16 protein-coding genes and 1 tRNA gene are annotated in these 17464 nt (G+C 59.9%); 8 read left to right on the forward strand and 9 right to left on the reverse strand.

Annotated features, from left to right (window positions below):
• Positions 1–11 precede the first annotated feature (11 nt).
• From BFL40_RS02820 to BFL40_RS02835, 4 genes are all read left to right on the forward strand, one after another.
• Positions 12–1328 carry a S41 family peptidase gene (locus BFL40_RS02820; RefSeq protein ID WP_071482607.1) on the forward strand — a complete coding sequence of 439 codons (1317 nt, stop codon included), beginning with the start codon at positions 12–14 and terminating at the stop codon, positions 1326–1328.
• Position 1329: 1 nt separating this feature from the next.
• A complete protein-coding gene (locus BFL40_RS02825; RefSeq protein WP_071482606.1) occupies positions 1330–2115 on the forward strand; it encodes a divergent polysaccharide deacetylase family protein in 786 nt (261 codons plus the stop codon).
• Positions 2116–2147: 32 nt separating this feature from the next.
• Entirely contained in the window at positions 2148–3479 is a 1332-nt protein-coding gene (locus BFL40_RS02830; RefSeq protein WP_256254330.1) for a Vps62-related protein, read from the forward strand.
• 63 nt (positions 3480–3542) lie between these two features.
• On the forward strand, positions 3543–4835 hold the full coding sequence (locus BFL40_RS02835) for a Vps62-related protein (protein ID WP_071482604.1): 1293 nt from the start codon (positions 3543–3545) through the stop codon (positions 4833–4835).
• On the opposite strand, the gene BFL40_RS02840 is transcribed toward BFL40_RS02835, so the two are convergent.
• From BFL40_RS02840 to BFL40_RS02870, 7 genes are all read right to left on the reverse strand, one after another.
• Complete coding sequence (locus tag BFL40_RS02840) at positions 4788–5543, reverse strand: substrate-binding periplasmic protein (protein WP_071482603.1); 756 nt, start codon at positions 5541–5543, stop codon at positions 4788–4790. The two genes, BFL40_RS02835 and BFL40_RS02840, sit on opposite strands and share 48 nt — an antisense overlap.
• Positions 5544–5609: 66 nt before the next feature.
• On the reverse strand, positions 5610–6380 hold the full coding sequence (gene hisF / locus BFL40_RS02845) for an imidazole glycerol phosphate synthase subunit HisF (RefSeq protein WP_003171107.1): 771 nt from the start codon (positions 6378–6380) through the stop codon (positions 5610–5612).
• Between the two features lie 10 nt (positions 6381–6390).
• Positions 6391–7128 (reverse strand): 1-(5-phosphoribosyl)-5-[(5-phosphoribosylamino)methylideneamino]imidazole-4-carboxamide isomerase, encoded by a 738-nt coding sequence (gene hisA, locus BFL40_RS02850; protein ID WP_029295899.1) that lies wholly within the window; start codon positions 7126–7128, stop codon positions 6391–6393.
• A 39-nt stretch (positions 7129–7167) separates the two neighbouring features.
• A complete protein-coding gene (locus BFL40_RS02855) occupies positions 7168–7425 on the reverse strand; it encodes a DUF2164 domain-containing protein (RefSeq protein WP_071482602.1) in 258 nt (85 codons plus the stop codon).
• Positions 7426–8064, reverse strand: coding sequence for an imidazole glycerol phosphate synthase subunit HisH (hisH, locus tag BFL40_RS02860; protein WP_071482601.1), 639 nt, complete (start codon positions 8062–8064; stop codon positions 7426–7428).
• Positions 8064–8657, reverse strand: coding sequence for an imidazoleglycerol-phosphate dehydratase HisB (gene hisB, locus BFL40_RS02865; protein WP_003218037.1), 594 nt, complete (start codon positions 8655–8657; stop codon positions 8064–8066). Before hisB ends, hisH begins: the two co-directional genes overlap by 1 nt.
• Before the next feature lie 268 nt (positions 8658–8925).
• Complete coding sequence (locus BFL40_RS02870) at positions 8926–10587, reverse strand: OFA family MFS transporter (protein WP_071482600.1); 1662 nt, start codon at positions 10585–10587, stop codon at positions 8926–8928.
• A gap of 325 nt (positions 10588–10912) precedes the next feature.
• On the opposite strand from BFL40_RS02870, the gene BFL40_RS02875 reads away from it, so the two are divergent.
• From BFL40_RS02875 to BFL40_RS02890, 4 genes are all read left to right on the forward strand, one after another.
• Positions 10913–13123, forward strand: a complete 2211-nt coding sequence (locus BFL40_RS02875) for an AsmA family protein (protein WP_071482599.1) — start codon at positions 10913–10915, stop codon at positions 13121–13123.
• On the forward strand, positions 13120–14187 hold the full coding sequence (gene mutY, locus BFL40_RS02880) for an A/G-specific adenine glycosylase (RefSeq protein ID WP_071482598.1): 1068 nt from the start codon (positions 13120–13122) through the stop codon (positions 14185–14187). The genes BFL40_RS02875 and mutY overlap by 4 nt, the downstream gene beginning before the upstream one ends.
• Positions 14184–14456, forward strand: a complete 273-nt coding sequence (locus BFL40_RS02885; RefSeq protein ID WP_071482597.1) for an oxidative damage protection protein — start codon at positions 14184–14186, stop codon at positions 14454–14456. The genes mutY and BFL40_RS02885 overlap by 4 nt, the downstream gene beginning before the upstream one ends.
• Positions 14457–14559: 103 nt before the next feature.
• A tRNA-Phe gene (locus tag BFL40_RS02890) sits at positions 14560–14635 on the forward strand.
• Between the two features lie 103 nt (positions 14636–14738).
• Here BFL40_RS02890 and BFL40_RS02895 read toward each other — a convergent pair.
• Together BFL40_RS02895 and BFL40_RS02900 are read right to left on the reverse strand one after the other, a co-directional pair.
• Positions 14739–15563, reverse strand: a complete 825-nt coding sequence (locus tag BFL40_RS02895; RefSeq protein WP_071482596.1) for a class I SAM-dependent methyltransferase — start codon at positions 15561–15563, stop codon at positions 14739–14741.
• A gap of 192 nt (positions 15564–15755) precedes the next feature.
• The gene (locus tag BFL40_RS02900; RefSeq protein ID WP_071482595.1) at positions 15756–17396 is read right to left on the reverse strand and encodes an ArnT family glycosyltransferase; all 1641 of its coding nucleotides are present in this window, start codon (positions 17394–17396) and stop codon (positions 15756–15758) included.
• Between the last annotated feature and the right edge of the window lie 68 nt (positions 17397–17464).

A 17464-nucleotide genomic window follows, 5' to 3' on the forward strand; every position in this document is an offset into this window, starting at 1 on the left:
GTTCGTTCGACATGCTGCATTTGTCCCGCCTCACTTCGCTGGCCCTGACGATCGCCCTGGTGATCGGCGCGCCTCTGGCTTTTGCCGACCAGGCCGCTGTGGCTGCACCCGCCGCCACGGCCGCGACCACCAAGGCGCCGCTGCCGCTGGACGAGCTGCGCACCTTTGCCGAGGTCATGGACAGGATCAAGGCTGCCTATGTCGAACCCGTAGACGACAAGACCCTGCTGGAAAATGCCATCAAGGGCATGCTCAGCAACCTCGACCCGCACTCCGCCTACCTGGGCCCGGAAGATTTTGCCGAACTGCAGGAAAGCACCAGCGGTGAGTTCGGTGGCCTGGGCATCGAAGTGGGCTCCGAAGACGGCCAGATCAAAGTAGTTTCGCCAATCGACGACACTCCGGCGTCCAAGGCCGGTATCCAGGCCGGCGACTTGATCGTGAAGATCAACGGCCAGCCGACCCGCGGCCAGACCATGACCGAAGCCGTCGACAAGATGCGCGGCAAGCTCGGCCAGAAAATCACCCTGACCCTGGTACGCGACGGCGGCACCCCGTTTGACGTGACCTTGGCGCGCGCGACCATCACTGTCAAAAGCGTGAAGAGCCAATTGCTTGAGTCAGGCTACGGCTACATCCGTATCACCCAGTTCCAGGTCAAGACCGGCGACGAAGTAGCCAAGGCCCTGGCCAAGCTGCGCAAAGACAACGGCAAGAAGCTCAACGGCATCGTGCTCGACCTGCGTAACAACCCAGGCGGCGTGCTGCAGGCGGCGGTGGAAGTGGTCGACCACTTCATCACCAAAGGCCTGATCGTCTACACCAAAGGCCGTATCGCCAACTCCGAGTTGCGCTTCTCGGCCACTGGCAATGACCTGAGCGAAGGCGTACCACTGGCCGTGCTGATCAACGGCGGCAGCGCCTCGGCGTCAGAAATCGTCGCCGGCGCCCTGCAAGACCAAAAACGTGGCGTGCTGATGGGTACCACCAGCTTCGGCAAAGGCTCGGTGCAAACCGTGTTGCCGCTGAACAACGACCGCGCGTTGAAGATCACCACGGCGCTCTACTACACGCCAAACGGTCGCTCGATCCAGGCCCAGGGCATCGTCCCGGACATCGAAGTGCGCAAGGCCAAGATCACCAACGAGGCCGACAGCGAGTACTACAAGGAAGCTGACCTGCAAGGTCACTTGGGCAATGGCAACGGCGGCGCCGACCAGCCGTCCGGCAGCAGCACCAAAGCCAAGCCGATGCCGCAGGACGATGACTACCAACTGGCCCAGGCGCTGAGCCTGCTCAAAGGCCTGAGCATCACCCGCAGCCGTTGATATGCGTTTTGCACTGATCATCGCTGCGCTGCTCAGCCTGGCAGGGGTCGCCCAAGCGGCCCCTGCCGATGAGCCTCACAAAGCCTACCTGACCCTCATCATCGACGACCTGGGGCAAAACCTGCCCAGGGACCGTCGTGTGCTGGCCCTGCCTGGGCCGGTGACCACGGCAATCATGCCCGACACGCCCCACGCCGCCGAATTCGCGCGTGAAGCGCACAAGGCCGGCAAAATCGTCATCCTGCACATGCCCATGGACCCGGCCACTGGCCCCTTCGCCTGGCACCCCGACCTGCCTATCGAAGAACTCGGCAAACGCTTGGACGCCGCCTTCAAGGCTGTGCCCTACACCGCAGGCATCAACAACCACATGGGCAGCCGCATGACCGCGCAACCGGCGGCGATGGCCTGGTTGATGGCTGAACTGCAACGGCGTAACAAGTTCTTTGTCGACAGCCGCACCAGCGCGCAAACCGTCGCGGCCGCCGAGGCGCAGAAGATTGGTTTGGCCCATGTCTCGCGGGATGTGTTCCTCGATGACGAACGCACTGAAGGTGCAATTACCACGCAGCTGCAAACCGCAATCAAGCTGGCCCATAAACAAGGCTCGGTGGTGATGATCGGCCACCCTTACCCGCAAACCCTGGCGGTGCTTGAGCGCGAACTGCCCAAGCTCAAGGCCCAGGGCATCGACTGGATTGATATCAAGTTGATGATCAGCGTGCGCAGTAACCAGGCGATGGCTGGACATGGGAAAAACGGCACGTATTTCCCGGTGCCTAGATAAATACCCTTCTCGGCACGCACGTTCCTGAATAGTTGGCCCTTACGGTTCACCCATTCAGGACTCGCTTTGCCATGGAATCAATCCGCTATTCAAACCTACTGATCAACTTCACCACCGAGTTCAGCCCGCTCTGGAACGACAAAGGCGCGGGCAGTGAAAACCCGGTCAGTTTCTGGCGCCCCGTCCCGTCCTCAGACTTTCTCAATGACTTTTTCCCCCTCGGGGACTTGGTGGTTGGCGGCTACGACAACGTCAACAAACACCGTATTGTCGCTGTTGTCAGCGAAACACACGTTGTCGGGCTGCAAAGGGCTCTCAGTGCGCCCGTTGAATACGACCTTGTGTGGAAAGACTCAGGCTCAAACGCCTATGCCGACGGCTCCATATGGCGCCCTATTCCGCCCCAAGGGTACGTCGCGCTTGGTCTGGTGTGCGGCATCGGTCATGACAAGCCGTCGCGCAATGCCATCCGCTGTGTCAGAGCTGACTTGGTCATCGCTTCCTACATCAGCGATCTGGTCTGGAACGACAAAGGCAGCGGTGCCCTCAAGGACTTCAGCGCCTGGAACATTGCCCCGCCAGGCGCCGCTTCAGGGGAAGCGTATTTTTCGGCAGGTACGTTTGTGGGTGCCGACAGTTACACCAAGCCCACAACCCATATTGCCGCTTACTCATTGCGCATGCAGATACAACAGACTGTCAGCAACGCACCACCCGCCCCCGCACTCCCTGGCTATCGGCAACCCTCGCCGTTCGAGGCCGCCCACCTCACACACACCTGCGAGATTGCCTGGTTTACGGTAAAAGACCCTAATTTGCACCCGATCGAACAGTTGCGCACATCGCCCACCTATCGGTTGGAGCGCTCGGACCGGTACGTGTTGGTCGGGTTCGGGCATAACCAGACTTCGGTTAACCAGACCTTTAAATGGACTGCCACCCGAGGAGAAAACGGCGCAAATTCGACGACCCTCACCAACACCACCGCGATCGAAGTCGGCGGAGAATGGCAGTTTTCACTGTTAGGCTCCTCGATAAAATTCTCAGCCAAGTTGAGCAAGAGCCTGACGCATACCGAAACGTCGTCGAATGGATGGACCACGTCAACCGCGTTCGAAATTGCCGCCGCAGTCCCGGCAAACAAAGCTGTGGCGGTTTACCTGATCCAGAGTGACTACCGACTGCTGCGACACAACGGTACTCAGGTCGCTTCTGACGTCAGCTACACCGACGGCGACAGTGTGTACTGGAGCGAATACCCACCCACCCGCGAGTGCACGGTCACCTGTACACCCTTGCCCGACCAGGCTTTACGTGGCGCAAGTAAAACGCCAACACAGGCCCCACGCCCACCCGCTATATAACTACCGCTCTGCGCCAGACGAACTACTCGATAGTTGATGCTCCAATCAACTGGAGAGCCCTCCATGAAGCCTCTGCAATTCAACGACCTGCTCATCAGCTTTACCAGCGAGTTTCTACCTCTGTGGAACGACAAGGGGTCCGGCGCGCACAAAGCCGTCGGCCTCTGGAGGCCGAGCACTGCATCCGATGAACTGAGCCCGTTTTACTCCTTGGGTGATATTGCGGTGGATCACTATCGCAATATCAACCATGACAAGATCGTCGCAGTCGTCAGCGACACGAATAAGGTCAATGGCACGGCCCTGCGTCCGCCGGTCGATTACCACTTGGTGTGGCAGGATGAAGGAACGGGCGCGCGAAGCAACGCGTCCATCTGGCGCCCGATACCGCCAGAAGGCTATGTGGCGATGGGGCTGGTGTACGGCATGAACTACGACAAACCCTCGCGCCATGCTGTGCGCTGTGTACGAGAAGACCTGGTGGTGACGGCTCAAGCGGGCGAACTGATCTGGAACGATAAAGGTAGCGGCTCCGCCAACGATTTGAGCGCCTGGTCGATTACCCCTCCCGATGCATCAGTTGGCGAACTCTACCTGGCCCCCGGCACGTTCATCGGCAGTGACAGCTACGCCAAGCCAAGCCTTGCGGTCTATTCGCTACGCCTGACGCTGTCAGCGCAATTCAGCGACCTGCCACCACCGCCCGCCCTCACCGGGCATGAAAGCCCAACCCTTGATGAAACCACCCCCACGATCCAGGTGTGCGAACTGCCGTGGTTCTGTGTAAAAGACCCGGAACTGACTGCGATCGAACAGTTTCAGTCTTCGCCCACTTATCGGCTGGAGCGCATGGATCGTCACCTTTTCACAGGCTTCGGGCATAACACCGAAGCGACCAGTCAGCCGTTCATGTGGACCGCCACTAAAGGCGAAATAGGAGGACATGCCAAAGCTCTGGCAGCTAATACCAGCATCGACCTGTGCAACGAGTGGCCTGTGAGCGAACACGCCTTCGCGTTGAATTTTTCGGCGCACTTGGGTCGTGACTTCACACACACCCAACGCTCGGCGAAAGGCTGGAGCCATTCCTCGCCGCTGGAAATCATCACTTACGTTCCGCCGAAGAAAGCCGTTGCGGCTTACCTTCTGCAAAGTGAATACCGCCTGTTGCGCCAGGACGGCAGCCAAGTGTCAGGCGCCGTCTGCTACAACAATGGCGATCACGTTTATATGAGCGAGTCTCCAAACGCTGAGCCACTAGCCGATGAGGCGCATCAACCGGTAGAACGCCCTCAAGCAGAGCCTGAGCTAGAGGTAACGAGCCATGATTTGATCGACAACACCCTCACCCCGTAACTGATCGAGTGCCGCCTGAAGCTTGGTCACCACTTCATCCGGCACGTCTTTGTTCAGGGCCAGGTACAACTGGGCACTGTTGAAACGCAGGACCGTCTTGAGCTGGGTCACGCCGACTTGGCGTGCCAGATAGCGGCCCGCCGGATCACCGGTCGCCCACAAATCTATCTGGCCATCCACCAGCTTTTGCGCATTGTCCTGGTCACGTAGCGCAATGACCGGGTTGAGGCCCTGCTTCTCGAGGGTCTCGGCAATGGCATCGCCCTTATAGGCGCCGATCTTGTAGCGGCGGGCGTGCTCGAGGTCGTCCAGTTGAATCTTGCTGTCGGCCTTGGCCAGCATCACCCAATCGTCCGGACCGATGGGGCCGACCCATTTGAACAACGCTTCGCGATCCGGTAAACGCGCCATCACGAACACACCATAGCCAGGTTTTTCCAGGGCGAGTTTGTAGATTCGTTCCCAAGGAAAACGCAGGGTCAGGTTGTAGGAAACACCGGCACGCTTGAAGGTCTCGCGCACGATGTCCACGGCGATGCCTTCGATGTTCTCGTCCTTAGCGAAGTTCTTGCCGTTTTTCGCCATGTTGTAGGGCGGGAAGTTTTCCGTCAGCAACACAAGGGAGGCTTCGGACGGTTCTTCGGCGTGGGCAGTACCGACCATAAGCACGGAGGCACTGGCGAGGGCGAGCAACAAGGTCTTGAACATGAAGGCTACCGGAATCCATGGCAAGCGCAGAGAGTGCCGCGCGCCCGCCATGGTGTCCAGCAGCGTTTAGCGAACGACGATACCGCGCGCCGCCATGTAGGCCTTGGCCTCGGGAACGGTGTATTCGCCAAAGTGGAAAATACTCGCCGCCAGCACCGCGCTGGCGTGGCCTTCGATCACGCCGTCGGCCAAGTGTTGCAGGTTACCAACGCCGCCGGAAGCGATCACCGGAATACCCAGTGCATCGCTGATGGCGCGGGTGACGCCCAGGTCGAAGCCATTTTTCATGCCGTCCTGGTCCATGCTGGTCAGCAGGATTTCACCGGCGCCCAAACCCTCCATCTTCATCGCCCACTCCACCGCATCCAGGCCGGTCGGCTTGCGACCGCCGTGGGTGAAGATCTCCCAACGCGGGGTTTCACCCGGGCCGGAGACTTTCTTGGCGTCGATGGCGACCACGATGCATTGCGAGCCAAAGTGCTGCGCGGCTTCGCCGACGAATTCCGGGTTGAACACCGCAGCGGTGTTGATCGAAACCTTGTCCGCGCCGGCATTGAGCAGGTTGCGAATGTCTTGCACAGTGCGCACGCCACCGCCCACGGTCAGCGGGATAAACACTTGGCTGGCCATGCGTTCGACGGTATGCAGCGTGGTGTCGCGGCCGTCGACGCTGGCGGTGATGTCGAGAAAGGTAATCTCGTCGGCACCTTGCTCATCGTAGCGACGGGCGATTTCCACCGGGTCGCCGGCGTCACGGATGTTCTCAAACTTGACGCCCTTGACCACGCGACCGTTGTCGACGTCCAGGCAAGGGATGATGCGTTTGGCCAGCGCCATGGTCAGTTCCTCAGCCGTTGTAGGCGTCGCAGTAAGCCTGGGCTTCAGCGACGTCCAGGGTCCCTTCGTAGATCGCGCGGCCGGTGATGGCGCCGATGATGCCGGGGGCCTTGGCGTCCAGCAGCGACTTGATGTCGCCCAGGTTGTGAATACCGCCGGAGGCGATCACTGGAATTTTGGTAGCGGCAGCCAACGCAGCGGTGAACGGTACGTTGCAGCCCTGCATCATGCCGTCTTTGGCAATGTCGGTATAAACGATGGCGGACACACCGTCGGCTTCGAACTGCTTGGCCAGGTCGATCACTTGGATGGTGCTGATTTCAGCCCAACCGTCGGTGGCGACGAAACCGTCTTTAGCGTCCAGGCCTACGATCACTTTGCCCGGGAACGCGCGGCAGGCTTCGGCAACGAAGGCCGGGTCTTTCACAGCCTTGGTGCCGATGATCACGTAGCTCACGCCGGCTTTGACGTAATGCTCGATGGTTTCCAGGGAGCGGATACCGCCGCCGATCTGGATCGGCAGGTTCGGGTAGCGCTTGGCGATCGCAGTGACCACCTCGCCATTGACCGGCTGGCCTTCGAAGGCGCCGTTCAAGTCCACCAGATGCAGACGACGGCAACCACCCTCCACCCATTTGGCAGCCATGCTCACCGGGTCATCGGAGAACACGGTGGAATCTTCCATGCGGCCTTGGCGCAGGCGGACACAAGCGCCGTCCTTGAGATCGATAGCGGGGATAATCAGCATCTGGCAAACCTTATTCGATATTCAGCAATGCTTGGGAAATCAGGGTTTCTCAAGCGACCACAAGTCGCTTTCGATGCTTTCGAACCTTTCTTTAAGGAGCGTCTGCGTGTCGAAAATCGCCTTGTTGTAATAGTGCGGCGCAACTTCGGTAGTAAACAGCTCAAGAATCTCGGCGACCTCGAACGAGCCCAGCTTGAGCTCGAAACGGTCCTCCATGAAACGCTTGATCTTGAGGGTAGCCTCACTCTCCTGTTCGGGCGTGAGGTTCAAGACCGGCAATTTCGGCTTCTTGGTCATTTACCAACGCCCATCCCAGGCGGCGAAGTTCTGCAGCAATTGCAGGCCATGGGTATGGCTCTTCTCCGGGTGGAACTGCACGGCAAAGCGCGAACCTTCGGCCAGCGCGGCGGCGAAGTCGACGCCGTAGTGCCCGCCACCCACCACCTGGCGCGGGTTACCGGCGGCGATGTAGTAGCTGTGTACGAAATAGAAACGCGCCATGTCCGGCACGTTGTGCCACAGCGGGTGATCCACGGTCTGACGGACTTCGTTCCAGCCCATGTGCGGGACTTTCAGGTGGGCACCGTCTTCATGCAGGTCCTTGCCGAAGAACTTCACCTGGCCAGGGAAGAGGCCGATGCAATCAACGCCGTCGTTCTCTTCACTGCTGTCGAGCAAGGCTTGCATGCCTACGCAGATGCCGAGGAAGGGGCGATCCTGGCTGACTTCACGCACCAGGCTGTCAAAGCCCAGGCGGCGGATTTCGGCCATGCAATCGCGAATCGCACCAACGCCGGGAAACACCACCCGGTCGGCTTCGCGAATCACCTTGGCATCGCTGGTGATCAACACCTTACCGGCACCTACGTGCTCGAGGGCCTTGGCCACCGAGTGCAGGTTACCCATGCCGTAATCGATAACCGCGACCGTCTGCATTACAAGACGCCCTTGGTCGATGGCATTTGCCCGGCCATGCGGTCATCAAGCTCCACGGCCATGCGCAGCGCGCGGCCGAAAGCCTTGAACACGGTCTCGATCTGGTGGTGGGTGTTGGTGCCGCGCAGGTTGTCGATGTGCAGACTGACGAGTGCGTGGTTAACAAAGCCCTGGAAGAATTCCTGGAACAGGTCGACGTCGAAGCCGCCCACGGTGGCGCGGGTGTAGGGCACGTGCATCTGCAAGCCAGGGCGGCCGGAGAAGTCGATAACTACACGCGACAGTGCCTCGTCCAGCGGGACATAGGCGTGGCCGTAGCGACGGATGCCTTTTTTGTCGCCGATGGCCTTGGCAAAAGCCTGGCCGAGGGTGATGCCTACGTCTTCCACCGTGTGGTGGTCGTCGATATGCAGGTCGCCCTTGCTGACGATATCCAGGTCGATCAGCCCGTGACGGGCGATCTGGTCCAGCATGTGCTCAAGAAAAGGTACACCGATATCAAATCGGGCCTTTCCGGTGCCATCCAGGTTGATCGAGGCTTTGATCTGGGTTTCCAGAGTGTCGCGCTCGACGGACGCCTTACGTTCGGCCATCACCAGCTCCGCAAAATCATTGGGCGAAAAAGGCAGCCATTATAGGGGCGCGGGCGCTAAACAGAAACATCGGAGGGGATAAGACTGACGAGTTGATTCAGGCGCCCCAGCATGGTGCACAAAGATCGCTCCCACGCTCTGCGTGGGAGTGCCACCAGGGACGCTCTGCGTCCCAGTCACATCGCAAGGTTCAAGCCTAGCGCAAGGGTGACGCAGAGCGTCACGGGAGGCATTCCCACGCAGGAGCGTGGGAACGATCAGTACGGAGTTAGTGGAACAGCACTGCCGTCTTCTGCAGGGTCACCCACACACCCCACGCCAACGGAATACCCACCACCAGCCAGGCTGCGACCGCCAACGGCACGCTACCGGACGCTGCTTTCCACTCCAGAGAAGTGGAGGCATCAGCGCCTTTGTCATGGCCCAGCGCTTGTTCAGCGGCCAATTCTGCGTCGGTCATGAAGTACTTGTCGGCCACCGGGCGAACCAGCAGGTTGCAGATGAAACCCAGTACCAGCAGGCCTGCGAGGATGTACAAGGTGATGTCGTAAGCCGCAGCGCGTTCAACGCCGATGCTCAGCTGATACTCACGCAAGTAGTTCACCAACACCGGGCCCAATACGCCCGCCGCCGCCCATGCGGTCAGCAGGCGACCATGGATCGCGCCAACCATCTGGGTGCCGAACAGGTCGGCCAGGTAAGCCGGAACGGTCGCAAAACCACCGCCGTACATCGACAGGATGATGCAGAACGCCGCCACGAACAGCGCCACGTTGCCCAGGTGCCCCAGGTTCGGGATCAGCGCATACAAGGCAAAGCCCAGCGCGAAGAACACAAAGTAAGTGTTTTTACGACCCAGGTAATCGGAAAACGACGCCCAGAAGAACCGGCCACCGATGTTGAACAAGCTCAACAAGCCGGTGAAGCCTGCGGCGATGGCCGCAATGGAGGCCAGTTGACCGGCATCCAGTTGGCCAAACGTCAGGCCATTACCCAGCAACTTGCCACCGAACACTTCCTGCAGCAGCGGCGAAGCCATGCCGAGGATGCCGATACCGGCGGAGACGTTCAGGCACAACACCAGCCATACCAGGCGGAATTGCGGGGTTTTCCAGGCCACGTTCACGTGGACATGACGATGGGTGATCATCGCGTTGCTGGCTTTTTTCGCCGGGGCGGTCCAGCCCTCAGGCTTCCAGCCGGTCGGCGGAACGCGGTACGACAGTGCACCACCGATCATGAACACGAAGTAGATCACGGCCATGACCGCGAAACTCTGCCACACGCCCACGCTGGTCGGCGAGGCGAAATGCCCCATCAGCGCTGCAGCCAGGGGAGCACCCACCATCGCGCCGCCACCGAAGCCCATGATCGCCATGCCGGTAGCCATGCCACGCTTGTCCGGGAACCACTTGATCAGGGTCGACACGGGCGAGATATAGCCCAGGCCCAGGCCAATACCGCCAATGACGCCGGAGCCGATCCACATCAGCCAAATCTGGTGGGTATAGATACCCAACGCCGAGATCAGTAGGCCGCCGCACCAGCACAACGCCGATACAACGCCAGCCTTACGTGGCCCGGCATGTTCCAGCCAGCCACCCCAGATCGCTGCCGAGCAGCCCAGGAAAATGAAGAACAGGGTGTAGATCCAGCCCAGCATGGAGATGGGCCAGTCGCATTGGGACGAGAAGATTTGCGCGATGAAGCTCATGTCCGGCGCGCAGGCGACCGGTGACGTGATACCCAACGCTTTGGACAGCGGCAGCCAAAACACCGAGAAACCGTAGGCCATGCCGATGCACAGGTGGATGGCCAGGGCGGCCGGTGGAACCAGCCAGCGGTTGAACCCCGGCTTGGCGATGATGCGCTCCTTGGACAGGAACGCAGGCTGTGCGGCGCTAATACCTGCCGCAGTGCTAGTGCTCATTGGTGTTTCCCCCAGTTATTAGTATGTGTCCGTCAGGCGCTCTCTCCCTCGGCCTTGCACGCAAAGCGTTGGCCGTTGTTGTTGAGTAAAGCTCCTTTAAACGCGACGTTGTGTCGCAGACGACAGACGAACGTGCGCAGATTAGCACCAGTGGATGACAGAAAAACCAAACTGATATCACCTTTTTCGCGCAATCTGGTTTGTTTGACGCCAAAATCCCGTTTTGCCGCGGCTAGATACAATGTAACGATGCGTGAACTGACGTAAGCCGTCGGGCGTTATACTCTGCGGCTAATTTTTGAAATCGACATACAAGGACTCGCCCATGAAAGCGTTCGGCAAAATCCTGGGTCTGGTACTTCTCGGGCTGTTGCTGATCATTGTGGCCCTGGGCTTTGCCCTGACCCACCTCTTCGATCCCAACGATTACAAAGACGAGATCCGCCAGATTGCCCGCGACAAGGCCCACATCGAGCTGACGCTCAATGGCGATATCGGCTGGAGCCTGTTCCCCTGGCTTGGCCTGGAATTGCACGAAGCCAGCGTGGCGACCCTGACCAATCCGACCAAGCCCTTCGCCGACCTGCAGATGCTCGGCCTGTCGGTGCGTGTTTTGCCGCTGCTGCGCCGTGAAGTACAGATGAGCGACGTACGTGTAGAAGGCCTGAACCTGCGCCTGAACCGCGACAAGCAAGGTCACGGTGACTGGGAAGACATCGGCAAGATCGCCCCCGTGGCGAGCGTCGATGCCCCCGCCCCGGTGGAGCAGCCTGCCGCCGAGGAGCCTGAAAAGCCGCCAAAGCCGATCCGCCTGGACATCGACAGCCTGACCATCAACAACGCCCGCGTCGAATACAACGATGAGCAGACCGGCAAGCAGTTCAGTGCCGAAAGCATCCAACTGAGCGCCGGCGCAGTACACGAAGGCGCCAGCATTCCGCTGAAACTCACCGCATTCTTCGGCAGCAACCAGCCGCTGATGCGCGTCAAGGCCGAGCTCAACGGCAACCTGCGCATCCAGCGCGCCCTCAAGCGCTATCAGTTCGAAGACATGAAGCTCAGTGGCGAAGTCACTGGCGAGCCACTGCAAGACAAGACCGTGAGCTTTTCCACACAAGGTCAACTGCTGGTGGACCTGGCGGCCAACATCGCCGAATGGACCAACCTGAAACTCTCCGCCAACCAACTGCGTGCGTTGGGCGAGCTGAAGGTCAACGACCTGAACAAAACCCCGCAAATCAGCGGCGCCTTGTCCATCGCCCAGTTTGACCTGGCCAAGTTTCTCGACAGCGTCGGCCACCCGCTGCCGGCCATGGCCGAGGGCAGCCTGAGCAAGGTCGAGTTGGTCAGCCGACTCAAGGGCACGCCCACCAGCGTTGCTCTGGAAGACCTGAACCTGAAGCTTGATGGCAGCACCTTCACCGGTCGCGTCGCGGTGGATGATTTCGCCAAGCAATCCCTGCGCGTACAGCTCAAAGGCGACACTTTCAACGCCGACAATTACCTGCCGGCCAAGTCCGAATCCGCCAAAGGTGCAGCCGCTGCCCGCCAGGCCGAAGTACAGAACAGCGAAATGGGTGCCATGGCCGCCGGTGGCACTACACCGCTGCCGGACGCCCCCACCAAAGGCGCGTGGAGCACCGACAAACTGCTGCCATTGACCCGCCTGCGCACGCTCGATATAGACGCCGACCTGGCCTTTGGCCAACTGACCCTGAGCAAGCTGCCGATCCAGAATGCTGCACTGAAAGCATCCGGCATCGACGGCCAGCTCAAGCTCGACACCCTGAGTGGCGGTCTCTACAACGGTACGTTCCAGGCCAACGGCACGCTCGATGTACGCCAGGACATCCCGGTGCTAGCGCTGCAAAGCCACATCAAGCAAGTGCCGGTTGAACGCATCCTGCAAGCCCAGGGGCAAAACCCGCCGGTGAAAGGCCAGATCACTCTGGACAGCAACCTCAGCGGCCGTGGCAACAGCCAAAAAGCGCTGATCGACAGCCTCAATGGCACGGCGAGCTTCGTGATCAACAACGGCATGTTGCTCAACGCCAACCTTGAACAACAACTGTGTACCGGCATCGCCCTGCTCAACCGCAAAACCCTGAGCAGCACGCCGCAAGGCAAAGACACGCCATTCCAGGAACTGCGCGGCAACCTGACTTTCCGTAACGGCGTGGCCAGCAACCCTGACCTGAAAGTGCGCATTCCGGGCCTGACGGTCAACGGCAATGGTGACGTCGACCTGCGCGTGCTGGGCATGGATTATCGCGTCGGCATCATCGTCGAAGGCGACCAACGCGATGTGCCGGACCCGGCCTGCCAAGTCGGCTCCAACTTCCAGGGCATCGAAGTGCCGCTGCGCTGCCGTGGCCCGCTGGAGCTGGGCGCCAAGGCCTGCCGCCTGGACAAGGACGGCTTGACCCAGGTCGCAATCAAGGCGGCCGGCAACAAGCTCAGCGAGAAACTTGAAGAGAAGCTCGACAAGGTCAACCCGCAGCTCAAAGACGCTCTGAAAGGCCTGTTTAAACGATGAGAAACGAGCAGTTTTCACAGGCGGTGCTGGACTGGTACGACCGCCACGGTCGCCATGACCTGCCCTGGCAACAGGGCATCACGCCTTACCGGGTGTGGGTCTCGGAGATCATGCTGCAACAGACCCAGGTCAGCACCGTGCTCAATTACTTCGACCGTTTCATGGCCTCCCTGCCAACGGTCGAAGCCCTGGCCGCCGCGCCGGAAGACGAAGTGCTGCACCTGTGGACGGGCCTGGGTTACTACACCCGCGCGCGCAACCTGCAGAAAACCGCCAAGATTGTCGTCGCCGAATACGCTGGCGAGTTTCCCAGGGATGTCGAAAAACTCACCGAGCTGCCCGGCATTGGCCTTTCCACCGCCGGTGCGATTGCCAGCCTGAGCATGGGCCTGCGTGCGCCGATCCTCGATGGCAACGTCAAGCGCGTGCTGGCACGCTTTACGGCGCAAGAGGGTTACCCGGGCGAACCCAAGGTCGCCAAGCAGCTGTGGGCCACTGCAGAGCGCTTTACGCCTCACGACCGCGTCAACGCCTACACCCAGGCGATGATGGACATGGGCGCCACGCTCTGCACGCGCAGCAAGCCCAGCTGCCTGCTGTGCCCACTGGAAAAAGGCTGCGAAGCCCATATGCTCGGCCTGGAGACGCGCTACCCGATCCCCAAGCCGCGTAAAACCATCCCGCAGAAGCGCACGCTGATGCCGCTGCTGGCCAATGCAGAGGGCGAAATTCTGCTTTATCGCCGCCCTTCTACGGGCCTGTGGGGCGGTTTGTGGAGCCTGCCGGAACTGGACGACCTGCAAGACCTGGAACACTTGGCCGACCAGCACGCGCTGGAACTGGGCAAGCACCAGGAACTGCCTGGGCTGATCCACACCTTCAGCCACTTCCAACTGGCTATCGAACCCTGGCTGGTGCACGTCGAGGAATCCGCCCATCACGTGGCCGAGGCCGACTGGCTCTGGTATAACCTCGCCACCCCGCCGCGCCTGGGCCTTGCCGCCCCGGTGAAAAAACTGCTGAAGCGCGCGGCCGATGTATTGAACGCAGGAGTTTTGTCATGACCCGCACCATCATGTGCCGCAAATACCACGAAGAATTACCCGCCCTGGAGCGTGCCCCGTTCCCGGGTGCCAAGGGCCAGGACATTTTCGATCACGTCTCCGCCAAGGCCTGGGCCGACTGGCAAAAACACCAGACCCTGCTGATCAACGAAAAGCGCCTGAACATGATGAACGCCGAAGACCGTAAATATCTTCAAGGCGAGATGGACAAGTTCTTTTCCGGCGAGGATTACGCCAAGGCTGACGGCTACGTGCCGCCTGCTCAATAATTGATCAAAATCCGGGGTCGGCACGTAAGCGACGGTAATAATTAAATATTTTTTGAAAACTTGCTTGACGACCCCCCGAAAAACCCGTTTAATGCGCCCCGTTGCCCAGATAGCTCAGTCGGTAGAGCAGGGGATTGAAAATCCCCGTGTCGGCGGTTCGATTCCGTCTCTGGGCACCACTAATTAGTTTCAGGTGGTGCAAATGTCATCTGAAACACACAAAAAACCCGCCTAGTGCGGGTTTTTTGTTGCCTGCGATTTGTCCTGCCGAGCAGGGGAAACTCACGAGCCCTTGATCGCTTGCAGGGTATAGCTCAGCGGCAACCGCCACGGCGCCTCATTCAGTCGCCACTCACCGTGACTGTCGCAGCTCATCTGACCCGGCAACGCCTCCCAAGGCACGCTCTGGTGCTCAGTCAGCCCAGTTATCTGCAGGCCGTGCTTGAGCAGCGCGCTGATGATTTCCCCCAACCCATGGTTCCATTGGTGAGTCACCGACGCCGTCAGCGTTTTATCGGTTTGCACATAGGTGTTCGCGTCATCCCACACCAGCGGTTCTTCTCGCTCGAAATACGGCAGCGTGAGGGACAAAAGGTCATCACGACGTTCGTCGACCGCCCACATCACCGGATGGCCTTCGCGAATGAACAACCGGCCGCCCGGCTTGAGCAGCTCACTGACGTTGCGAGCCCAGTCGTCAATGCTGGGTATCCAGCACAGTGCGCCGATGCCGGTGTACACAAAGTCAAAGCTACCGGCCGGCAGCACCGTCGAGGCGCTATAAACGTCCGACTCGACGAAGTCGATGTGCGCGCCGGCGCGCTCTGCCAGCGCACGCGCCTCGGCCAATGCCGCCGCAGAGAAGTCGAGCCCGCTCATCTGCGCGCCCAACCGGGAGAGCGACAAGGTATCGGTGCCAATGTGGCATTGCAGGTGAACACCGCGCAGGCCGGCAATACTTCCCAGCAGCGGCAGGTCAAAACGCACGACTTCGGAGAGGAAGCCTGGGTCTTCGACGAAGGCTTGAAAGGCATAGTCGGGCGACTCGGCGTGCAGCGCAGCGCGCTCATCCCAATTGGCCCGGTTCAGGTGCAGATAGTTGGTCATGTGAGTTCCCGGATTCAGGTTTGTGTCTAAACGACGCCGGGATTCTGGGACAGAGTTACGCTGCGAAAATAGGGGAGATTTGTAAGCACAGCGACTAAGGCGAAAGCATGGAGCCAGCGTCCCGTTGCGCGACAACGGGACTATTTACCCAAAGGCCTAGCCCTAACCGCCATGATGAGTACGGCGACTGACTCACTGCACCTGGAAAACCAACAGCGGATTGTCATTCAGTCGCCCATTGAATACCGGCGCAAGATGTTCCAGCGGCGTACCGCGCAGCAGCTCGGTTTCTTTGCGCGCCACAATGACCCAGGCCGGACGAGGTAATGTCTGCAACCGCTCTAACTGATTGCCACCAATAAACAGCGGCTGCTCGTCGTGATCCAGGTTCATGATGTAGCGAATCGCCCAGGTGTCTTTGTTGAGGTTGAGGAACACCAGCGTCCCCGGGTTCCCGGCCCGCAGTTTTTCTACCGCACCCACAAAGCTGCGGGTGTCGAATTGCAGGTCCTTGGACGGCTCAACCGCCTTGACCAGCACCAGCCACTGGGTGGCCAGGGCGATCAAACTGAGTATCACCAGGCGCTGCGCCACACGGCCCTGTAAACGCTGCCAGACAAGGATGGCAGCCAACTGCAAAACAATCAGCACGCCCACCAATACCGGCACGGAAACGTCAGGCCAGTAACCGTGCTTGTTCCACAAATAGCGGCAAACAAACACCGCGAGGATCGCCAGAGCCGGTAACAGCGCCACCAGCCACTCATAACCGCGGCGTACGCTAAGCAGCCAGCCTTGAGCCTGAAGCAGGCCATACGCAGCCACAGCGGCAAACATGGGCACCATGGGCACAATGTAATAGGCCCGCTTGAAGTGCGGGACCGACAACCCCAACAGAATCATCAGGCCACAGGCGCCCAGGCGCAGCATTAGCTGTACGTCGGCATCCGCATGACGCAGCGACCATTTGTGACGCAGGGCAATCAGCGTCGCCAGCGCCAGGGGTACCACCGGGAAATAGCGGTACAGGCTCAGCTTGAAGTAGAAGTAAAACGGCTCGCCGGTTTCGTCGAGGCGACCGGCCACCTGCATCCTGAGCACGTCATCGGCAAAGCTGTCACCCCCGCTGAACCGGGCCAGCTTCAACAGTACCCACCAGCAACCGGCGAGCAGGATCAGGCCGATAACACCGTGGGCAATCACCTTTTTCAGCAGGAAAATCCTGTCTTCCCGAGTACCGGCCGGGCTTAGCGCCCAATACACACAGGCAACCCCACAGACCTCGATCAACCCCAGCGGCCCACGAATAGCGAACGCCACCACAAACAAGGGGAAGACCGCATACTGCCGGAGCTTCGAGCCGGTGCGCTCACCGGTATGCAGTAGGTAGAAACACCCCAGGCACAGCAAGGAAACCATTTGATCCAGGCATACCGAGCGCGACTTTTCCAACAACTGAGCAGTCAATGCGGTAAGCAATACCGTCAGCAGCGCCCATGCTCGGCCGGAAGGCACCAGCAAGCGGTAGATCAGCGCCATCACCCCAGCAGAAGCCAAGGCGGTGGGCATGATGTTGGCCAAGACGTTGGGCGCTCCGAACAAGCGGGCGAAGAGAAAACTGAAATAGGTCGCGGTACCCGGGTAATCCGGATAAGGCTCGCCATAGGTGCTAGGAAAGAGACTCGCGCCGTGACGAAACATCTCTTGCATGAACACGGCCCAGCGGCCGTCAAAGCCCTGCGGGGCCTGATCCCAGATCCCCAGGGTAAACAGCAGCAAGGCAATCAGAAAAATACCCAGCGATTCCATTCGAAAGCGATTGTGTTGATCCATTGTTAAGCCTGTCAGGTGAAATGAGCCGCGCCATGTTGCCCGCCCCATCCCTGAATAGCGCCTGAACG

The organism is Pseudomonas costantinii, assembly GCF_001870435.1.
Taxonomy (GTDB): domain Bacteria; phylum Pseudomonadota; class Gammaproteobacteria; order Pseudomonadales; family Pseudomonadaceae; genus Aquipseudomonas; species Aquipseudomonas costantinii.

Excerpts from the sequence above, each read along its gene's own strand:
- BFL40_RS02820 (WP_071482607.1), top strand. The coding sequence starts at position 12 with ATGCTGCATTTGTCCCGCCTCACTTCGCTGGCCCTGACGATCGCCCTG.
- BFL40_RS02825 (WP_071482606.1), top strand. The coding sequence starts at position 1,330 with ATGCGTTTTGCACTGATCATCGCTGCGCTGCTCAGCCTGGCAGGGGTC.
- BFL40_RS02835 (WP_071482604.1), top strand. The coding sequence starts at position 3,543 with ATGAAGCCTCTGCAATTCAACGACCTGCTCATCAGCTTTACCAGCGAG.
- BFL40_RS02840 (WP_071482603.1), bottom strand. The coding sequence starts at position 5,543 with ATGTTCAAGACCTTGTTGCTCGCCCTCGCCAGTGCCTCCGTGCTTATG.
- hisF (WP_003171107.1), bottom strand. The coding sequence starts at position 6,380 with ATGGCGCTGGCCAAACGCATCATCCCTTGCCTGGACGTCGACAACGGT.
- hisA (WP_029295899.1), bottom strand. The coding sequence starts at position 7,128 with ATGCTGATTATCCCCGCTATCGATCTCAAGGACGGCGCTTGTGTCCGC.
- BFL40_RS02855 (WP_071482602.1), bottom strand. The coding sequence starts at position 7,425 with ATGACCAAGAAGCCGAAATTGCCGGTCTTGAACCTCACGCCCGAACAG.
- hisH (WP_071482601.1), bottom strand. The coding sequence starts at position 8,064 with ATGCAGACGGTCGCGGTTATCGATTACGGCATGGGTAACCTGCACTCG.
- hisB (WP_003218037.1), bottom strand. The coding sequence starts at position 8,657 with ATGGCCGAACGTAAGGCGTCCGTCGAGCGCGACACTCTGGAAACCCAG.
- BFL40_RS02870 (WP_071482600.1), bottom strand. The coding sequence starts at position 10,587 with ATGAGCACTAGCACTGCGGCAGGTATTAGCGCCGCACAGCCTGCGTTC.
- BFL40_RS02875 (WP_071482599.1), top strand. The coding sequence starts at position 10,913 with ATGAAAGCGTTCGGCAAAATCCTGGGTCTGGTACTTCTCGGGCTGTTG.
- mutY (WP_071482598.1), top strand. The coding sequence starts at position 13,120 with ATGAGAAACGAGCAGTTTTCACAGGCGGTGCTGGACTGGTACGACCGC.
- BFL40_RS02885 (WP_071482597.1), top strand. The coding sequence starts at position 14,184 with ATGACCCGCACCATCATGTGCCGCAAATACCACGAAGAATTACCCGCC.
- BFL40_RS02895 (WP_071482596.1), bottom strand. The coding sequence starts at position 15,563 with ATGACCAACTATCTGCACCTGAACCGGGCCAATTGGGATGAGCGCGCT.
- BFL40_RS02900 (WP_071482595.1), bottom strand. The coding sequence starts at position 17,396 with ATGGATCAACACAATCGCTTTCGAATGGAATCGCTGGGTATTTTTCTG.